Source organism: Paraburkholderia bryophila (assembly GCF_003269035.1).
Lineage (GTDB): Bacteria > Pseudomonadota > Gammaproteobacteria > Burkholderiales > Burkholderiaceae > Paraburkholderia > Paraburkholderia bryophila.
This window is the reverse complement of the sequence record NZ_QLTK01000002.1, coordinates 362,953-375,756: the sequence shown is the minus strand read 5'-3', so window position 1 is coordinate 375,756 and position 12,804 is coordinate 362,953. Positions and strand designations below refer to the sequence as shown.

Sequence of the window (12,804 nt, the reverse complement as noted above, 5' to 3'; positions counted from 1 at the left end):
CCCAAATGACCCACACCACCCAACGCCCCAGCGGCCGCCAGGCCAACCAGCTGCGCGACGTGCGCATTACGCGCCACTACACGAAGCATGCGGAGGGCTCGGTGCTGGTCGAGTTCGGCGACACCAAGGTCATCTGTACGGCGAGCATTGCCGAATCGGTGCCGTCGTTTCTGCGCGACCGCGGCCAGGGCTGGCTGACCGCCGAATACGGCATGCTGCCGCGCGCCACCAACACGCGCAACGACCGCGAGGCCGCACGCGGCAAACAGACCGGCCGCACCCAGGAAATCCAGCGGCTGATCGGCCGCGCGCTGCGCTCGGTGTTCGATCTCGAGAAGCTCGGCGCGCGTACGCTGCATATCGATTGCGACGTGATCCAGGCCGACGGCGGCACGCGCACGGCGAGCATCACCGGCGCTTTCGTGGCCGCGCATGACGCGGTGGCGAAACTGCTGGCCACGGGCCGCATCGAAAGCTCGCCGATCACCGACTACGTGGCGGCGATTTCGGTCGGCGTGTACGACGGCCTGCCGGTGCTCGACCTCGATTACGACGAAGACTCGCAGTGCGATACGGACATGAACGTGGTGATGACCGGCGCGGGCGGTTTCGTCGAAGTTCAGGGCACGGCCGAAGGCGTACCGTTCTCGCGCGAGGAAATGAACGCGCTGATGGATCTGGCGAGCGACGGCATCAACACGCTGATCGCGAAGCAGAAGGAAGCGCTGGAGCAAAAGAGTGAATGAGGTTCGTCAAGGCGGCGGCGAGGCGGGTTCAGATTCGCCATTGAAGAAAGTGGTGCTGGCGTCGAATAACGCCGGCAAGTTGCGCGAGTTCGCGGCGCTGCTCGGCGCGGCCGGCATCGAACTGATTCCCCAAGGCGCGTTGAACGTGCCCGAGGCGGAAGAGCCGTATCCGACCTTCGTCGAAAACGCGCTGGCCAAGGCGCGCCACGCAGCGAAGCTGACCGGGCTGCCCGCCCTCGCCGACGACTCCGGCCTGTGCGTGCGCGCGTTGCGCGGCGCGCCGGGCGTTTATTCGGCGCGCTACGCGCAACTGGCCGGCGGCGAGAAAAGCGACGCCGCGAACAACGCGCGGCTGGTCGCCGCATTGCAGGGCGAGACCGATCGTCGCGCGTATTACTTTTGCGTGCTGGCGCTGGTGCGTCACGCCGACGACCCCGAACCGTTGATCGCCGAAGGCCGCTGGCACGGCGAGATTCTCGACACGCCGCGCGGCGGGCATGGGTTCGGCTACGACCCGCACTTTTTCCTGCCGTCGCTGAACGCAAGCGCCGCGCAGCTCGAACCGGCGGTGAAGAACGCCGCCAGTCATCGCGCGATGGCGTTGCGGCAACTACTCGCGCGCCTCACGGAGGAAGCGTGATTCCGATCAAACCGGCGCCGGCCGACATCGGCAATGGCGTTATCAAGGCGTTCACGTCGCCGGGCAGTATCCGGCTGACGTCGCTGCCGCCGTTGGCGTTGTATGTGCACTTTCCATGGTGCGTGCGCAAGTGTCCGTATTGCGATTTCAACTCGCACGAGTGGAAAGGCGACACGTTCCCCGAAACCGACTATCTCGACGCGCTGCGCGCCGATCTGGAGATGGCGCTGCCGCTGGTGTGGGGACGCCAGGTGCACACGGTGTTTATCGGCGGTGGCACGCCGAGCTTGCTGTCGGCGGCGGGGCTCGACCGGATGCTGTCGGACGTGCGGGCGCTGTTGCCGCTCGACGCCGACGCGGAAATCACGCTCGAAGCGAACCCCGGCACCTTCGAAGCCGACAAGTTCGCGCAGTTTCGCGCGAGCGGTGTGAACCGGCTGTCGGTGGGGATTCAGAGTTTCAACGAGGCGCATCTGAAGGCGCTCGGCCGGATTCACGACTCGACGCAGGCACGCCACGCGGTCGAGGTCGCCGCCACCACGTTCGACAACTTCAATCTCGACCTGATGTTCGCGCTGCCGGGGCAAACGCTCGCCGAATGCCAAACCGACATCAATACCGCGTTGTCGTTCGCGCCGCCACATCTGTCCTTGTATCACCTCACACTCGAACCCAACACACTGTTCGCGAAGTTCCCGCCGGCGCTGCCCGACGACGACGCCTCCGCGGATATGCAGGACTGGATTCACGAACGCACCACGGCCGCCGGATACGGTCGCTATGAAGTGTCGGCGTATGCGCAGCCGCACAAGCAGAGCAAACACAATCTGAACTACTGGCGCTTCGGCGACTATCTCGGCATCGGTGCGGGCGCGCATACCAAGCTGTCGTTTCCAAACCGCGTGTTGCGCCAGGTGCGCTACAAGCACCCGTCCACCTTCATCGAGCAGGCCAGGGCCGGCACGGCGGTGCAGGAAGAACACGAAGTCGGGACACGCGATCTGCCGTTCGAGTTCATGCTGAACGCACTGCGGCTGGTGGAGGGGTTTCCGGTGCATCGGTTCATCGAGCGCACGGGGCTGTCCATGACGTCGATCGAACCGGCGTTGCAGGAAGCGGAGCGGCGCAAGCTGATCACGCGCGACCACGAAAAGATTGCGCCCACCCCGCTCGGTCAAGCGTTCCTGAACGACTTGCAGGAGCTGTTTCTGAAAGATCCGCAGTGATGGCGGTTCGAGCGAGTGCCGCAGCGCCCGTTTTTCAGGTTACAATTTAGGGCTTGGAGGTGTGGCCGAGTGGTTTAAGGCACCGGTCTTGAAAACCGGCGAAGGAGCAATCTTTCCGTGAGTTCGAATCTCACCGCCTCCGCCAGAACAATCGTTTCATCTCTTCAGAATCGCTCTGATTCGAAATCCCGGTGCGGGCGAACACCGCCCCCCTGGCAGCACATCTTTCCCCTGAAACGACAAGCTCGAACGTAGACCGACTGCCAGGCCTGCCTATCCGGCTTGGGTTCAGCTCACCATCGGTGCTGTAGTTGCCGTTTAGTGCTGAGGCTCATTCTGTAGTTGTTGCAACTGCTGATTCGTCTGTTGCAACTGCTGTTCAATCGCGTGCAACTGGGCGTTGATATTGGCGATCTGGCTGTTCAGCATGCTCTGTAAAACCGCCAGTTCCAGTGGCGACCGGTTCGCATGCTGAGGCGCCGGAAACTGATGCAACTGATCTTGCAGGTGTTGCCGCTGCTGCATTAAATCCTGCCTCTGAAATTGCAACTGTTGCGCCTGCTGTTGCAACTGCGTGGTGGCGTGTTGCGTCCAACTTATCCCCGTGGGCGGAGCGCCTCTCCAACCGCCCGGCTGCCCCACCTTGTCGTGTACATGCCAGACGCCATTGCCGTCCTGTCTGACGGGGTAGCGATACTTCGTCGGATTCTCCGGGTAATGAACCCGCCATGTCCCGTTGTCTTTGTCGTAGGTGATAGGGAAGGTCTCGCCGCCTTGCCTGATATATGCCGCGCCCTTGTCATCCCGATGCACACCGCGCTCCGCCTGATGACCTGCTTCGGCCTTTAACGGGCCTTCCGGCTCGCGTGCATAGTGCGTCGGCACACCGAACGGCGCATTGGTCATAAGCGGCGACGATTCACCCGGACTACTTCGGTTCGGATAAAAGTCGTCACAAGTCCCGATACTCGCCGACGTATCGAACACCGCGGGAGCAATCGGCAAGCGGACCGCCGGTCCAATGCTTCGCGCCGCTTGTGCCGGGTTCGGTTCGTTCGTTTGAATGCTGGTCGACGGGACTTTCATTTCGCCATGCCTTTTCAGGTGAGAAGTCGAAATCGGATACACCAGGCACGCTCCAACGAGCGAAGCGCGTGTCCATTAAATCGTCGGCGCGCTGCCGCATGGTCGTATCTATGTCGATACGATTCCGCTCGGGCGACCCGGTCAGTCATGACGGACGTGTCGACTTCCTTCGCCCCGAGTCGAACACGCGTTTGCCGTAACGAGCAGACGGCCTAGCAAAAACGCGCCCTCAACTTCTCGTCTTCACGGTCGATATCAAGGCTATCCGCACTCGCCTCGGAGGCGTCCATGAAAGTCCGTTCACTCGCCATTGCATGGGTTGGGGTCGCCACGATCGCGGCGGCATCGTCCGCGTCGGCGGCAACGTTAGCCGCGCTGTCCGACGACGACAGCGCCGTCGTGTTCGGCTCGGTGGAATTGTCAAATCTGCAGGATATCGGCGGTAGCGCCAAGCTCGGTTCATCGCTCACGGCGGTGGGCGCGGCAGCGTTGCGCGGCGTCAGCGGCAACCTTGGCGTCAATCTCGCCGCCGGTGCGCTGAACGCGCAAGCCAATGAAATCGCGGTGATTGGCACGCCTCAAGCGGTGATCTCCAGCCAACAGAATGTGCACGCGGTCGCGCAGTTGAGCGGCAGCGGCAGCGCGCAAATCGGCGACCACGCACTAGCCGGCGCGAGCGGCAACGTCGGTGTGAATATCGCAGCCGGTGCGGGCAATGCGCAGTTCAATGGACTGGTGGTCCATTAAGCAGAAAGCAGATCGCGGATCGCGACTCGATCCGCGCCATCGCCCGCAGCCCTCTCACACGCTAAGCGCTTCCAGCCTCTCGCGCGCGTCGGCACACCGGCGATTCAGGTCGCGATGCATCAACTGGCTGTCGAGCAGCGCCGATACATCAGACAAACCGTAATCAAAGCGCAGGACGTATTCGATGTCCGTGTAATCGTGATAGGCGCCGCTGTCAGCCAGCTTCTGCGCTTCAGCGAAAGCGGCATGTTGCCGTTCGCCATTCATCAAATCTCTGATCGCCATGATTGCCGCTCCGAGGAACAGTGGTCCCATCATAGCAATGCAAATCGACACACAGGGTCGCGCGCGTGCAACACCTGGTGTTTTCCGTAGACACATCGCATTGCGCGACGTGAGCAGGCGCGCATCGCATCGAGAAGCTTTGTCACCGTCGCGTAACGCGGCGTTCACACAGCGGCGAGCGGCGCCTTCGTTCCATGCCAGCGGACTACCAGAATCCGGCCGACGTAACACCACACGCCCGCAACGCCGATGACCACCCCCATGCCCTTGGGCGAACCGTCCTGCCACAAGCCGACCGCAAGACTCGACAAAGCGCCGAGCGCCAGCTGCACCGCCCCGAACACGGCGGCAGCAGCGCCGGCATTGACCGGATAGCGATGCATCAGATCGGTCGTGCAATTGGCCGACAACAACCCCACCACGCCGACCACGAAGAACAGACCGAACACGATCGACCACAAGCCGCCGAGCCCGGTCAGCGAGACGAAGCACACGAACAGCGACGCGATACAACTGACGGTCGCCGCGAACGAGATGATCGGCAGCGACCCGAGTCGCCCGACGAGTCGCGTATTCATGAAGTTGCCGAACATGATGCCGACGATATTCAACGCGAACAGAAAGCCGTAATGCTGGGCCGACACATGGAAGTACTCGATGTAGACGAACGGCGTCGCCGTGATGTATGCGAACATCGACGCGAATGCCATGCCGCCGCACAGCATGTGCCCCCACGCAACCGGATCGCGCAGCAGCTTGCCGTACGCGCCGAACGATTTCAGCAGCGCCGACTCGGCCCGCTTCTCGCGCGGCCATGTTTCCGGCACCTTGAGAAACGCGGTGACCGCGCACAGCGTGCCGAACAGCGTCAGCACCACGAACACCACGCGCCAGCCGCCGAGCAGCAGCAACTGTCCACCGATCAGCGGGGCCAGCAACGGCCCGATCGAGGTGACGATGGCGAGCATCGACAGCACGCGGGCGGCGTCGGTCGGACCGTGCGCGTCGCGAGCGATAGCCCGCGCCAGCACCGAGGCCGCGCCGGCCCCGAGCGCCTGCACGAAGCGAAAGGCGACGAGCGAGCCGATCGAGAACGACAACGCGCAAGCCACGCTCGCGAGCGCATACATGATGATGCCGCCGAGCAGCACCGGCCGGCGGCCATAGGTATCCGACAACGGACCGTACAGCAGCATGCCGATCGAGAAGCCGAACATGAAGCTGGTCAGCGTGGTCTGCGCGGCGCCGTTGGTGATCGCGAACGCCTGCGCGATGGTCGGCAGGCTCGGCAAATACATATCGATGGAGATCGGCCCGCATGCGGCGAGCGCACCGAGCAACAGAATCAGCCGGCCATCGGGCCGGCGTCTGGTGACGTGAGACATGGGAATCCAGATGATGCGCCGCGCCGTGACCGGCCGCGGAACGGGTGAAACGGGGAACGCAACCACTCGGCCTCAATTGTACGCGACGGTTAACCCGAACCCCGTGCAACACCACGACACCCGTCTGCGCAGCTATCAAAAACGCTAACGCGATGCCGCGTCGGCGAACGAGCGGGTCCACGCCGAACCGCCTGCGCAGGCGCCGCGCGGCGACCGCGCCGCCGATCGGTTAAGCTGCCGCAAGACCAGTCCGGACGCCGCATGCGCGAATCCCCGGCGCCCTTCACCCTCCCGCAACGACCACGCAACCACCACGCAATGACCGCCTTCCTGCTGATCTGGAGCCCCAAGAAATGGCCATGGCCCGAGCTGCCCGACGTGGCAAAGCGCGTCGCCGCGGGCGTCGCGGTGTCTGACGTGTGGGGCTGCGGATTCGCGCGCGGCATCCTGCCGGGCGATCGGGTATTTCTGCACCGTGTGGCCATGGAACCCAAGGGCATCTTCGGCTCCGGTTACGTGACGCGTGCGCCGTACGAGGTCCCGGATGCCGCGACGAAGCGCGGCTACCGTCTGTGTATCGATTTCGTGTACGACTGGCTGGTCGATGCGCATGCCAGCGTGGTGATGCCGCGCGAGACGTTGCGCGTGCATCCATTTTCGGTGCAGACATGGGACGCGCAAAGTTCCGGCACCGTCATCAAGCCGATCGCCGAAGGCGCGCTGGAAAAGCGTTGGCGCGAGCTCACCGGCATACGTCCGACGCCCGTACTCGAAGCGCCGGGTTCGCCGCCGCGCTCCAGCAAAGTCAGCGCGCACGCCGCCGTGGCGGCAAAAAACGCACGCAAGACCTGAGCGCGTGGACATGGCCAGCCGCAAAGCCGCTTCACGCTGACTCCGGTACAATTTCCTCACCGATCCCAGCGCCGTGCGAACCGCCTTCCGGCAACCCGCGCCGCTGCGCAACCTCTTTCCAGCTATCGCCATGTCCAACAACGAAACCCTCTTCGAACGCGCGCAACGTACCATCCCCGGCGGCGTGAATTCGCCGGTTCGCGCGTTCCGCTCGGTCGGCGGCACGCCGCGTTTTATCGAGCGCGCGCAAGGCCCGTACTTCTGGGACGCGGACGGCCGGCGCTATATCGACTACATCGGCTCGTGGGGCCCGATGATTCTCGGCCACGTCCACCCCGAGGTGCTCGACGCGGTCCAGCGCGTGCTGGGCAACGGCTTCTCGTTCGGCGCGCCGACCGAGTCCGAAGTCGAGATCGCCGAGGAAATCTGCAAGCTGGTGCCGTCCATCGAACAGGTGCGGATGGTGTCGAGCGGCACGGAAGCCACCATGAGCGCGCTGCGTCTCGCGCGCGGCTTCACGGATCGCAGCCGCATCGTCAAATTCGAGGGCTGCTACCACGGTCACGCGGACAGCCTGCTGGTCAAGGCCGGCTCGGGTCTGCTGACGTTCGGCAACCCGACTTCGGCGGGCGTGCCGGCCGACATCGCCAAGCACACCACGGTGCTCGAATACAACAACGTCGCGGAACTCGAAGAAGCGTTCAAGGCGTTCGGCAATGAGATTGCTTCGGTGATCGTCGAGCCGGTGGCGGGCAACATGAACCTCGTGCGCGCCACGCCGGAATTCCTGCAAACCTTGCGGCGCCTCTGCAGCGAATACGGCGCCGTGCTGATTTTCGACGAAGTGATGTGCGGTTTCCGCGTCGCGCTGGGCGGCGCGCAACAGGTGTACGGCATCACGCCGGACCTGACGTGTCTGGGCAAGGTGATCGGCGGCGGCATGCCGGCAGCCGCGTTCGGTGGCCGGCGCGACATCATGGCGCACCTCGCGCCGCTCGGCGGCGTCTATCAGGCGGGCACGCTGTCGGGCAATCCGATCGCGGTCGCCGCGGGCCTGAAAACCTTGCAACTGATCCAGGCGCCGGGCTTTTACGACACGCTCACCGCCCGCACCGCGCGCCTCGCGCAAGGTCTGGCGAAGGTCGCGCGGGAAGCCGGCGTGCCGTTCGCGGCCGATTCGCTCGGCGGCATGTTCGGCCTCTATTTCGCCGACGCGATTCCCGCAAGCTTCGCCGAAGTGACGAAGAGCGACGTGCCGCGCTTCAACGCGTTCTTCCACAAAATGCTCGACGCCGGCGTGTACTTCGCGCCGTCGGCGTACGAAGCGGGCTTCGTGTCGATCGTTCACGACGACGCGATCATCGACGCCACGATCGACGCGGCGCGTGGCGCGTTCGCTTCGCTCGCGGCCTGACCCCGATGTTCTCGCAAACCGACTTCGTTCATATGGAACGCGCGCTCGCTCTGGCGAAGCGCGGCATGTACACCACCGATCCCAACCCGCGGGTCGGCTGCGTGCTCGTGAAGAACGGCGAAGTGATCGGCGAAGGCTTCACGCAACCGGCCGGCCAGGACCATGCGGAAATCCGCGCGTTGAAAGACGCGCGTTCGCGCGGTCACGATCTGCGCGGCGCCACCGCCTACGTCACGCTCGAACCGTGCAGCCACTTCGGCCGCACGCCGCCGTGCGCAAACGCGTTGATCGAAGCGCAGGTCGCGCGCGTGGTCGCGGCGATGGAAGATCCCAATCCGCAAGTGTCCGGCCGCGGCCTCGCGATCCTGCGCGACGCCGGGATCGAAGTGCGTTGCGGACTGCTGGCGCAGGAAGCGCATGAGTTGAACATCGGTTTCGTGTCGCGTATGACGCGTGGCCGCCCATGGGTGCGCATGAAGGTGGCGGCGTCGCTGGATGGCCGCACTGGCTTGCCTTCGGGCGTCAGTCAGTGGATCACCGGCGAAGCGGCGCGCGCCGACGGTCACGCGTGGCGCGCCCGGGCTTCGGCGATTCTGACGGGTATCGGCACCGTCAGGGAAGACAATCCGCGCATGACCGTGCGCGCCGTCGACACGCCGCGCCAGCCGCAACGCGTGTTGATCGACAGTCAGCTCGACGTGCCGCCCGAGGCGCAGATTCTGGCCGGCGCGCCCACGCTGATTTTTTGCGGCAATCTGGATCAGCGTCATACCGAACGCGCCAATGCGCTGCGCGATCGCGGCGCCGAGATCGTCCAACTGGCGAACCCTGCCGGCAAGGTCGATCTGCCCGCCGTGCTGAACGTACTTGGCCAGCGCAACGTGAACGAACTGCATGTCGAGGCGGGTTACAAGCTGAACGGCTCGCTACTGCGTGAAGGCTGCGTCGACGAACTGCTCGTCTATCTCGCGCCGAGCCTGCTCGGCATGGACTCGATGAGCATGTTCAATCTGAGCGCGCCGGACACGCTGGAAGGCCGCGTCAAACTGAATTTTCATGCGATCGACCGGATCGGCGACGACCTGCGGATCCTCGCGCGCTTCACGCCGCATGGCGCGGGCGAGCCCGGCACCGACCCCGCGTCTGAACCCATTACCAATTGATCGAGGACTAGCACGATGTTCACAGGAATCGTCGCGGCAGTGGGCCGCATTGAATCAGTCAAGCCGCTCGGCACGGACGGCGACGCGGGCGTTCGCCTGAACGTCGAAGCCGGCGGGCTCGATCTCGGCGACGTGCAGCTCGGCGACAGCATCACGATCCAGGGCGCCTGCATGACCGTGGTCGCACTGACCGCGCATTCTTTCGAAGTGGACGTGTCGCGCGAAAGTCTGAACTGCACGGCCGGGCTCGGCGAAACCGGCGAGGTGAATCTCGAGAAGGCGCTGCGTGCGCATGACCGGTTGGGCGGCCATATCGTTTCCGGTCACGTCGACGGGCTCGGCACGGTCACGCATTTCGCGCCGGTGGGCGAATCGCATGAACTGCGCGTGCTGGCGCCGCGTGAGATTGGCCGCTACCTGGCGTTTAAAGGATCGATCACGGTGAATGGCGTGAGCCTGACGGTGAACTCGGTGAAAGACCGGGACGACGGCTGCGAGTTTTCGATCAATCTGATTCCGCACACGGTGCAGGTGACGTCGCTAAAGAATCTGCGCGAAGGGTCGGCGGTGAATCTGGAGATCGATCTGATTGCGCGGTATGTGGAGCGGATGCTGTCGACGTAGCAAAACTCATGACCCACACGGCCACTCCCTCACTCGATCTGTCGACGTTTCCGCGTCGCGCCCTTCTCGAAGGGCCGACGCCGATTCAACATCTGCCTCGCCTGAGCGCGCGCCTCGCCGACGTGAACGTGTTCGTCAAACGAGAAGATCTGAACGGCTTGGGCGGTGGCGGCAACAAGTTGCGCAAGCTCGAATTCCTGATCGGCGAGGCACTGGCAGACGGTGCGGACACGATCATTACCGTCGGCGCGCGGCAGTCGAATCATGCGCGCCTGACGGCTGCGGCCGCTGCGCGTGTCGGCCTCGAGTGCGAACTGGTGCTGACCCGAGCCGTACCGCGAGACGATCCCGACTACGTCGACAACGGGAACATCCTGCTCGACGCGTTGTTCGACGCGCGCGTGCACGATTTGCCGGGCTCGGCCAACGCGCTGCAATTCGCCGAGGACCGCGCGAACGAGTTGCGCGCGCAAGGCCGTCGCGTCTATGTCTGTCCGCTGGGCGGTTCGAGTCCGGTTGGCTGTTTGGGCTATGCGGATTGTGCGGCTGAAATCGTCGCTCAGGCGAAGGTGGATGGCGTGTCGTTCGATCGCATCGTGATTCCCAACGGCAGCGGTGGGATGCACGCCGGACTCGTCGCCGGCCTGGCAGCGATGGGGCTGGAACCGTCGCTCGTGAGCGCGTTCACTGTGTACAGCAAAGCCGAACAGGCCCGCTCGACCACGCTCGATAAAGCGAACCAGACGGCTCGACTCATCAATGCGACGCTGCGCGTGGACAGCAGCGCGATTTCCATCGACGAAGCCCAACTCGGTGCCGGTTACGGCATCCCAACCGAGGCGATGCGCGCGGCGGTTCGCCTGATGGCGTCGACCGAAGGATTGCTGCTCGATCCGGTCTACGGTGGCAAGGCCTTTGCGGGTCTGGTGGAAAACGCCACCGCCGGACACTATCGCGCCGGACAGAACATTCTGTTCGTCATGACCGGCGGCCTGCCCGGGCTGTTCGCCTACCGAAGCGAGTTCTGACGGTTTAACGCCTACGCGCTGATATCGATGCTCTTGCCAACCGCGGCGCTGGTGCTGCTCGCTTGCGAGGTCGACGGCACGACATCGGCCGACGCGCTCACCACGATTCCTTTCCCATGCAAGTGACCGTGATGACTTCCCGTCGTACCGGTCGACGCGGTAGCCGCCTTCAGGTGCGTGGCAAAAGTCGGCTGCTGACTGGGGCTGCCGCCCGACGTGCTCGCGGAACTCTTGTTCCCGGCCAGTTGCGACAGACCGGAACGGATTGCGCTGCCTACATTGCTGAGCAGCGTTGCGGCTAGACCGATTGGAATCATTTCGACGTCCGTCGTGAGAAGGGGTGGCTGAATCAGCCATGCCGACCGACTATATCCCGCTTCGCAGGCAGCGAACGCGGCGAATAGCATGGGTAATTGCCGTCTTTTCGCTCCGCTCGCGAGCGGTTTGTAAAGGCAGCTACTCTCGCAATGACGCTAAACGGCTTCCCGACTCACTCCTCCCGCCGCCGCTCCGCGTAAGTCTGCGCACAGATCGCCTGCAACGACGCGATAAAAAGCGTCAGCGCCTCCGGACGCGGCCGTTGCGAATGGGTAAACACCGCGATCGGCGGCAGCGTCCACTGAAACGAATACGGCACGATCGCCACGCCGGCGATTCGGACCAACTCTTCGGCGATATCGGCCGGAACGATCGACACGGCATTTTCACTCGACGCAATCATTTCGCCGATCAGCTTGGACGAAAAACTCTCCACCATCGGCACAGGCGGCGCCGCGCCCGCGGCGAGAAACAGATCCGAAACCTGTTCGCGCATCGGCGTCTGCGGTGCGCCGAGAATCCAGTCGAGCGTGCGCAGCGTGGTCCAGTCGAGCTTCACGCGCGCCAGTTGCGCGGCCAGCCGCCGGTTCGCGATCAGCCGGGGCTGTTGCTGGTACAGCACCTCGAAGCCGACCTGCGATAGGTCCACGGCCGCCGACGCCCGGCCGATCACGATGTCGACGGTATGGTCGTGTAGTTGCGAGAGCAACTGCTCGCTGGTGCCTTCATGAATCGTCACGGTCAGGCGCCGCTCCATCCCGGATTGCAGGCGCCGCAACGTTGCCGACAACATCTGCCCGGAAATAAACGGGATCACCCCGACGTGCAGATGCGCCGCGTGCCCCGACGCCACCGCCTGCATATCGCGCGCGAGGTGGTCGAGGTCGTGAACCATGGCCTGGGCGCGCCTGAGCACCACCGCGCCCAACGCGGTCGGCAGCATGCCGCGCGACGAGCGCTCGAACAGCGGCGTGCCGAACATGCTCTCCAGCTCCGCCAGCGCATTGGTCACGGCGGGCTGGCTGCTGGCCATGTGCTCGGCGACCCGCGTGAGCGACCGGTGCTGCTCGATCTGCAGCAACAGCACCAGATGCCGCATTTTCAGCCGCGCGCTCAGGCGCCTGACCAGATCGTTCGATTCGAATGTCATCGCAAAGTCGTGGGTCAAGCTCGCACCCATCACAAAAAAATGATGGACCGATATTAAAACAGAATGAACACCTTATAACGGCTCTTTAGAATCGCCTTAACAAATCGCGCCGGGACCGGCCCGGCGCTCACCAAGGCGAA

At 64.0% G+C, this 12,804-nt stretch carries 14 protein-coding genes and 1 tRNA gene; 10 read left to right on the top strand and 5 right to left on the bottom strand.

Annotated elements, in window-relative coordinates; genetic code table 11:
- The first annotated feature begins 5 nt into the window (after positions 1-5).
- The 4 genes from rph (at position 6) to BX591_RS05230 (ending at position 2,757) form a co-directional block, all read left to right on the top strand.
- The gene (gene rph / locus BX591_RS05245) at positions 6-746 is read left to right on the top strand and encodes a ribonuclease PH (RefSeq protein WP_111929650.1); all 741 of its coding nucleotides are present in this window, start codon (positions 6-8) and stop codon (positions 744-746) included.
- Positions 739-1,386 carry an RdgB/HAM1 family non-canonical purine NTP pyrophosphatase gene (rdgB, locus tag BX591_RS05240; protein WP_111929649.1) on the top strand — a complete coding sequence of 216 codons (648 nt, stop codon included), beginning with the start codon at positions 739-741 and terminating at the stop codon, positions 1,384-1,386. The genes rph and rdgB overlap by 8 nt, the downstream gene beginning before the upstream one ends.
- Complete coding sequence (gene hemW / locus BX591_RS05235) at positions 1,383-2,612, top strand: radical SAM family heme chaperone HemW (RefSeq protein WP_111929648.1); 1,230 nt, start codon at positions 1,383-1,385, stop codon at positions 2,610-2,612. Before rdgB ends, hemW begins: the two co-directional genes overlap by 4 nt.
- Before the next feature lie 55 nt (positions 2,613-2,667).
- Positions 2,668-2,757 (top strand) — tRNA-Ser (locus BX591_RS05230).
- A gap of 173 nt (positions 2,758-2,930) precedes the next feature.
- On the opposite strand, the gene BX591_RS05225 is transcribed toward BX591_RS05230, so the two are convergent.
- Complete coding sequence (locus tag BX591_RS05225; protein WP_146749728.1) at positions 2,931-3,740, bottom strand: hypothetical protein; 810 nt, start codon at positions 3,738-3,740, stop codon at positions 2,931-2,933.
- A 246-nt stretch (positions 3,741-3,986) separates the two neighbouring features.
- Between BX591_RS05225 and BX591_RS05220 the strand changes: the two genes are divergently transcribed.
- On the top strand, positions 3,987-4,445 hold the full coding sequence (locus BX591_RS05220; RefSeq protein ID WP_111929646.1) for a hypothetical protein: 459 nt from the start codon (positions 3,987-3,989) through the stop codon (positions 4,443-4,445).
- A 54-nt stretch (positions 4,446-4,499) separates the two neighbouring features.
- Here the strand turns inward: BX591_RS05220 and BX591_RS05215 are convergent, their stop codons facing one another.
- Complete coding sequence (locus BX591_RS05215; RefSeq protein WP_111929645.1) at positions 4,500-4,730, bottom strand: hypothetical protein; 231 nt, start codon at positions 4,728-4,730, stop codon at positions 4,500-4,502.
- Positions 4,731-4,894: 164 nt separating this feature from the next.
- Complete coding sequence (locus tag BX591_RS05210; protein ID WP_111929644.1) at positions 4,895-6,115, bottom strand: Bcr/CflA family multidrug efflux MFS transporter; 1,221 nt, start codon at positions 6,113-6,115, stop codon at positions 4,895-4,897.
- A 318-nt stretch (positions 6,116-6,433) separates the two neighbouring features.
- Here BX591_RS05210 and BX591_RS05205 point away from each other — a divergent pair, with 318 nt between their 5' ends.
- The 5 genes from BX591_RS05205 (at position 6,434) to BX591_RS05185 (ending at position 11,196) form a co-directional block, all read left to right on the top strand.
- Positions 6,434-6,967 carry a hypothetical protein gene (locus BX591_RS05205; RefSeq protein WP_111929643.1) on the top strand — a complete coding sequence of 178 codons (534 nt, stop codon included), beginning with the start codon at positions 6,434-6,436 and terminating at the stop codon, positions 6,965-6,967.
- 130 nt (positions 6,968-7,097) lie between these two features.
- Positions 7,098-8,381: a glutamate-1-semialdehyde 2,1-aminomutase gene (gene hemL, locus BX591_RS05200; RefSeq protein WP_111929642.1), complete on the top strand. Its 1,284-nt coding sequence runs from the start codon at positions 7,098-7,100 to the stop codon at positions 8,379-8,381.
- A 5-nt stretch (positions 8,382-8,386) separates the two neighbouring features.
- Positions 8,387-9,544, top strand: a complete 1,158-nt coding sequence (gene ribD, locus BX591_RS05195; RefSeq protein WP_111929641.1) for a bifunctional diaminohydroxyphosphoribosylaminopyrimidine deaminase/5-amino-6-(5-phosphoribosylamino)uracil reductase RibD — start codon at positions 8,387-8,389, stop codon at positions 9,542-9,544.
- A gap of 15 nt (positions 9,545-9,559) precedes the next feature.
- Positions 9,560-10,168, top strand: a complete 609-nt coding sequence (locus BX591_RS05190; protein WP_111929640.1) for a riboflavin synthase — start codon at positions 9,560-9,562, stop codon at positions 10,166-10,168.
- Positions 10,169-10,176: 8 nt separating this feature from the next.
- Complete coding sequence (locus tag BX591_RS05185; RefSeq protein WP_111929639.1) at positions 10,177-11,196, top strand: D-cysteine desulfhydrase family protein; 1,020 nt, start codon at positions 10,177-10,179, stop codon at positions 11,194-11,196.
- 11 nt (positions 11,197-11,207) lie between these two features.
- Here the strand turns inward: BX591_RS05185 and BX591_RS05180 are convergent, their stop codons facing one another.
- Both BX591_RS05180 and BX591_RS05175 read right to left on the bottom strand, forming a co-directional pair.
- Complete coding sequence (locus BX591_RS05180) at positions 11,208-11,513, bottom strand: hypothetical protein (protein WP_146749727.1); 306 nt, start codon at positions 11,511-11,513, stop codon at positions 11,208-11,210.
- Between the two features lie 173 nt (positions 11,514-11,686).
- On the bottom strand, positions 11,687-12,664 hold the full coding sequence (locus BX591_RS05175) for a LysR family transcriptional regulator (RefSeq protein ID WP_111929637.1): 978 nt from the start codon (positions 12,662-12,664) through the stop codon (positions 11,687-11,689).
- Between the last annotated feature and the right edge of the window lie 140 nt (positions 12,665-12,804).

Bases quoted from the DNA above. Each gene is read 5' to 3' on its own strand.
- BX591_RS05205 (WP_111929643.1), top strand. From the start codon at position 6,434: ATGACCGCCTTCCTGCTGATCTGGAGCCCCAAGAAATGGCCATGGCCC.
- BX591_RS05215 (WP_111929645.1), bottom strand. From the start codon at position 4,730: ATGGCGATCAGAGATTTGATGAATGGCGAACGGCAACATGCCGCTTTC.
- BX591_RS05185 (WP_111929639.1), top strand. From the start codon at position 10,177: ATGACCCACACGGCCACTCCCTCACTCGATCTGTCGACGTTTCCGCGT.
- ribD (WP_111929641.1), top strand. From the start codon at position 8,387: ATGTTCTCGCAAACCGACTTCGTTCATATGGAACGCGCGCTCGCTCTG.
- hemL (WP_111929642.1), top strand. From the start codon at position 7,098: ATGTCCAACAACGAAACCCTCTTCGAACGCGCGCAACGTACCATCCCC.
- BX591_RS05190 (WP_111929640.1), top strand. From the start codon at position 9,560: ATGTTCACAGGAATCGTCGCGGCAGTGGGCCGCATTGAATCAGTCAAG.
- rph (WP_111929650.1), top strand. From the start codon at position 6: ATGACCCACACCACCCAACGCCCCAGCGGCCGCCAGGCCAACCAGCTG.
- BX591_RS05180 (WP_146749727.1), bottom strand. From the start codon at position 11,513: ATGATTCCAATCGGTCTAGCCGCAACGCTGCTCAGCAATGTAGGCAGC.
- BX591_RS05175 (WP_111929637.1), bottom strand. From the start codon at position 12,664: ATGACATTCGAATCGAACGATCTGGTCAGGCGCCTGAGCGCGCGGCTG.
- BX591_RS05220 (WP_111929646.1), top strand. From the start codon at position 3,987: ATGAAAGTCCGTTCACTCGCCATTGCATGGGTTGGGGTCGCCACGATC.
- BX591_RS05210 (WP_111929644.1), bottom strand. From the start codon at position 6,115: ATGTCTCACGTCACCAGACGCCGGCCCGATGGCCGGCTGATTCTGTTG.